Here is a 4,694-nt window from a genome sequence, read left to right on the forward strand (position 1 = left end):
GTTCTTGTCAACTACTTCTGATGACTTTTTTCTGGTACTCTCAACAGAACTTCATTAGTATAGCAAATCTTTTACCTCGCTGTCAACTACTTTTTGAGGTTATTTACTTTTCTAATACCAAGTCTTACATTACCAAAACTACAATGGATATCAAAAAACTTTCTCCATATTCATCAAAAAAAGAGAGGACCAAACGATCCTCTCATTATAATTATGAATACCTATAGTATCCTAAATTTTGCTATTTTGCCTCAATAAGACCTAAATCTCCATCTTCACGTTTATAAAGTATATTTGTAACGCTATCCTCAGAATCAGTATAAATAAAGAAGTCGTGTCCTAGTAGCTCCATTTGAAGAAGAGCTTCCTCTAAGTCCATTGGTTTTAATGTTACATGTTTTGTTCGAACTACTTTACTTATTGGTGACTCTTCACTCTTCTCAGCCTCAAACTCAGCTGTAAAGACTTGACCAGTAGGTGCTTTTTCACGATGCTTTTTAGCAATTTTTGTTTTATTTTTACGAACCTGACGTTCAATTTTATCTACTACTAAGTCAATTGAACCATACATATCTTGTGAGACATCTTCTGCTCTCAAGGTTACTGAGCCAAGTAGAATTGTTACTTCTACTTTAGCAGTTTTTTCGCGATAAACTTTAAGGTTGACTCTGACATCTAATTCTTGATTTTCATTAAAATATTTTTCAACCTTACTGAGCTTACTTTCAACATAGTCACGGATAGCTTCAGTTACTTCAATGTTTTCACCACGGATACTATATTTAATCATAAGATACCTCTTTCTTGCGCTTTAAGCGCTTTCTTTACCATTATTATACCGTTTTCATGAAAATTTGCAAGTTTTTTTGTTATCTTGCTAAAGAAAATGTCCTTATCGTAGAGCAACCTGCTTGCTTCAGTAACGTTTTAGCATGTTTCAAGGTTGCTCCGGTTGTGTAAACATCATCCACTAATAAAATTTTATCCGGCAAATCTAAAAATTCCCTTAAATAAAAAGGATTAACGCCACTAAGACGATCTTGTCGCGATTTCGAGGATTGCTTCTCAACTTTTTCTTTCCCAAATAATTGTTGATAGCTGATACCTGCAAAGTCTAATAGCGTTTCAACTTGGTTATAGCCTCTAGAATCTAGACTATTTGTATCCATCGGAATAGGGACTATGCAGTAATCTCTATAATCTGATAAAGCACTCTTAATTTCTTTTGAGAAAATCTCTCCCAAGCAGTAGTCTCCCATAAATTTAAATTGAGACATGTAATCTTTCATAGCTGCATTGTAACGATATAAGGCAAAATGATGAACTTTTTCGCCTTGCGACTGCCAAAAAAGACAGTCTTTGCAAATCTGATTTGTCCCAGACTTAAAACAAGTTGGGCAATGCGCCTCAGCTATTTCTTCAAATTTACTACGACAGGTTGGACAAATAGTAGCCTTTTTTCGTTTTAATAAAACAATGTCCAAAAAATAGGTCGTATCTGACAGACTCTCACGACAAAGTAAACAAGTCATTAAAATCCTCCTTTAGTGTTCATTTGTTTGATTTCTTTTATGGAACGCTTCATTGCCTTAGATATGCCTTGATGAAAAAAATAAACTAAGCCATCTGGTCTTTGATTAGAGCGACCTACTCGACCTGCTATTTGAATAAGTGATGAGGAAGTATATAGTCTGTGTTGTGCTTCCATAACAAAAACATCTACGCATGGGAATGTCACGCCTCTCTCTAAAATAGTAGTACTAATCAGAACGCTCAGTTCTCCCTGCCTAAATTGCTCTACTATCACACTGCGATCATTGGATAAACTAGATACAAAACCAATTCTCTCCTTCGGGAAATACTTGCTTAATAGTTTTTGAAATCTTTTTCCTCTATCAATATTAGGAAAAAAGATCAACAAAGGGTAGTTTGTTTGACGTTGTTTTTGGAAAATGATTTTAAATTTTTTATCTAGTCTCTCCTTCTTAAAACTTTTCTCAAAACCAAGGTGTGAGATCATTCTAGGCACTACCAACGGATTAGCATGAAACCTTCGGGCAAGATGCAGAGCTTCCAACTCTCCGTTTCTCACTTTTTTCTCTAGCAACTGAGTAGAGGTGGCAGTCATAAAAATCCGGCTCGCTCCAGGCTTAACTGACTGCTCAACAGCATGATAAAGCATACTATTATCAACGTAAGGAAAGGCATCTACCTCATCAACAATCAATAGATCAAATGCTTGATAAAATTTTAAGAGTTGGTGGGTTGTCGCAATAACCAAGGGAGACCTTTGGTAGGGAACACTGTCACCATGCAATAGAACAATAGGACAATTAAAATCTCTCTTCAATCGGTGGTATAGCTCAATACAAACATCTACTCGCGGACTCGCTAGACAGACTTGCCCCCCTTGATTAATGACATCCGCAATGACCTCATAGATCATCTCTGTCTTACCAGCACCTGTGACTGCCTTAACAAGTATTTGCTTTTTATCAATTACCGCTGTCCGCAATCCTGTTGATACTTCCTGCTGCAATGGGGTCAGCTGACCTTGCCAAGTTAATACAGAGACTTTTCTTATTGGAAATGCTTGAGCAGGCAAATAATAGAGCTCTTCAGAACTTCTAACTCTTCCCAATAGGATGCAAGCGCGACAGTAATAACTTCCATCTGGCAATCTCCACTCACCTTTAATTTCGTGACTACAACGTTGACAATAGTATCTTCCATTTTTTAAACTCATGGACGGAAAATGATTTGCTTGTTGCTTTTGGAAGGGACTAAGTTGACCTTGTGTCAGTAATCTACCGTAAACATTTTCTAAATCCTTCATATCATATCTATTCGCAGTCAGTAGGTTTTATGATAAAATTTTCTTATGAACTATAAAACAATTTTAAAAGACGGTCTTGCTGAAGAAGAGATCAAAAAATCACGTTTCATCTGTCAGCTCAAACGCATTACTTCCGAAGAAGAAGGAAGAACCTTTATTGCTCAAATTAAAAAGGAACATTACAAGGCAACTCACTCCTGCTCTGCTATGATTATAGGAGAAAGAAGTGACATCAAACGCTCTAGCGATGACGGTGAACCCTCTGGAACAGCTGGTGTCCCCATGCTAACAGTTCTAGAAAAACAAGGTTTAACTAATGTTGTCGCTGTTGTCACACGTTACTTCGGAGGGACTAAACTGGGAGCTGGCGGTCTGATTCGTGCTTATGTAGGAAGTGTCAGTCATGCTATTGAAGAAATAGGCATTGTTGAGGTCAAAGAGCAAACAGGATTAAAAGTCACTTTGAGCTATCAACAATACCAAACTTTCACTAACTTCTTAGCTCAGGAAAATCTTGCTGAGCACGATAGTCAATTTTTAGAAGAAGTCACTAGCTACATCTACGTTGACCCTGAAGTTTTAGAAGATACTCTAGAAGCCTTCACTGAATTTTATCAAGGAAAAGCCAAAATAGAGAAAGCTGGCATCCAAGTTATCGAATGTCCTATCTCAGTCAAGTCACAAGACGATAACTAAGGCGATAAGAAACCCCTATCACAGTGATAAAAAATAGTTATTTTACAATCCCAGCTAGAAGTCTTATACTGAAAGCATATTATTTAATGAGAGGTCTTATCATGGCAAAGATTTATAACAATATCACTGAACTTATCGGACAAACTCCTATCGTTAAACTAAACCACATCGTGCCAGAAGATGCCGCTGATGTTTATGTTAAACTTGAAGCTTTTAACCCTGGGTCATCTGTTAAAGACCGTATCGCACTTAACATGATTGAAGATGCTGAAAAACGCGGAATTATCAAACCAGGTGACACTATCGTTGAGCCAACATCAGGTAATACTGGTATCGGACTTTCTTGGGTTGGAGCTGCCAAGGGTTACAAAGTCATCATTACTATGCCAGAAACCATGAGTGTTGAACGTCAAAAATTAATCAAAGCTTACGGAGCTGAGCTTGTGCTAACACCTGGTACTGCTGGTACAAAAGGTGCCATTGATAAAGCTCATGAAATCGCTAAAGAAGTTGGCGGTTGGGTACCACTTCAGTTTGATAACCCTGCTAATCCGGCTGTTCACGAAGCAACAACTGGACCAGAGATCCTTGAAGCTTTTGGCTCTCACGGACTTGATGCCTTTGTGGCTGGTATCGGAACAGGAGGTACTATCACAGGTGTTTCTCGTGTCCTAAAAGCTGATAATCCAGATATTAAAATTTACGGTCTAGAAGCTGATGAATCTGCTGTGCTTTCAGGTGACAAACCTGGACCACACAAAATTCAGGGTATTTCAACTGGTTTCATTCCTGTAGCTCTTGATACTGAAAGCTATGATGAAGTTATCCGTGTTAAATCTGATGATGCCCTTGCAACAGGTCGCAATTTTGGTGGACAAGAAGGTTTCCTCATTGGTATCTCAGGTTCAGCAGCTATCTGGGCAGCTATCGAAGTAGCTAAGAAACTTGGTAAAGGTAAAAAAGTGCTTGCATTGGCTGCCGATAATGGTGAACGCTACCTCTCAACTGCACTGTATAATGACTAAAAAATAAATGAAAAATACCTCGGTTAATCAAGAACCGGGGTATTTTTCTACCATTTGTCAAGCTTATCAAGGCTTTTAGCGAAAAAATAATATCAAGACAGTAGCCGTTACGTGGTTATTGTCTTATTTTTATGACT

Annotated in this window: 5 protein-coding genes; 2 read left to right on the top strand and 3 right to left on the bottom strand. The window is 37.8% G+C overall.

The window, feature by feature from the left end:
• Positions 1–241: 241 nt before the first annotated feature.
• The 3 genes from hpf to JOC31_RS09595 all read right to left on the bottom strand — a co-directional run bounded on the left by hpf (position 242) and on the right by JOC31_RS09595 (position 2,836).
• Positions 242–790 carry a ribosome hibernation-promoting factor, HPF/YfiA family gene (hpf, locus tag JOC31_RS09585; protein ID WP_205017933.1) on the bottom strand — a complete coding sequence of 183 codons (549 nt, stop codon included), beginning with the start codon at positions 788–790 and terminating at the stop codon, positions 242–244.
• Positions 791–869: 79 nt separating this feature from the next.
• Positions 870–1,532, bottom strand: a complete 663-nt coding sequence (locus tag JOC31_RS09590; RefSeq protein WP_205017934.1) for a ComF family protein — start codon at positions 1,530–1,532, stop codon at positions 870–872.
• Complete coding sequence (locus JOC31_RS09595) at positions 1,532–2,836, bottom strand: ATP-dependent helicase ComFA (RefSeq protein WP_205017935.1); 1,305 nt, start codon at positions 2,834–2,836, stop codon at positions 1,532–1,534. The genes JOC31_RS09590 and JOC31_RS09595 overlap by 1 nt, the downstream gene beginning before the upstream one ends.
• A 45-nt stretch (positions 2,837–2,881) precedes the next feature.
• Between JOC31_RS09595 and JOC31_RS09600 the strand changes: the two genes are divergently transcribed.
• Positions 2,882–3,532 (top strand): YigZ family protein, encoded by a 651-nt coding sequence (locus tag JOC31_RS09600; protein WP_205017936.1) that lies wholly within the window; start codon positions 2,882–2,884, stop codon positions 3,530–3,532.
• Between the two features lie 101 nt (positions 3,533–3,633).
• The gene (cysK, locus tag JOC31_RS09605; RefSeq protein ID WP_205017937.1) at positions 3,634–4,557 is read left to right on the top strand and encodes a cysteine synthase A; all 924 of its coding nucleotides are present in this window, start codon (positions 3,634–3,636) and stop codon (positions 4,555–4,557) included.
• The last annotated feature ends 137 nt before the right edge of the window (positions 4,558–4,694 follow it).

This window comes from Streptococcus saliviloxodontae (assembly GCF_016908655.1).
GTDB classification, from domain to species: Bacteria; Bacillota; Bacilli; order Lactobacillales; family Streptococcaceae; genus Streptococcus; species Streptococcus saliviloxodontae.

Excerpts from the sequence above, each read along its gene's own strand:
- hpf (WP_205017933.1), bottom strand. The coding sequence starts at position 790 with ATGATTAAATATAGTATCCGTGGTGAAAACATTGAAGTAACTGAAGCT.
- JOC31_RS09590 (WP_205017934.1), bottom strand. The coding sequence starts at position 1,532 with ATGACTTGTTTACTTTGTCGTGAGAGTCTGTCAGATACGACCTATTTT.
- JOC31_RS09595 (WP_205017935.1), bottom strand. The coding sequence starts at position 2,836 with ATGAAGGATTTAGAAAATGTTTACGGTAGATTACTGACACAAGGTCAA.
- JOC31_RS09600 (WP_205017936.1), top strand. The coding sequence starts at position 2,882 with ATGAACTATAAAACAATTTTAAAAGACGGTCTTGCTGAAGAAGAGATC.
- cysK (WP_205017937.1), top strand. The coding sequence starts at position 3,634 with ATGGCAAAGATTTATAACAATATCACTGAACTTATCGGACAAACTCCT.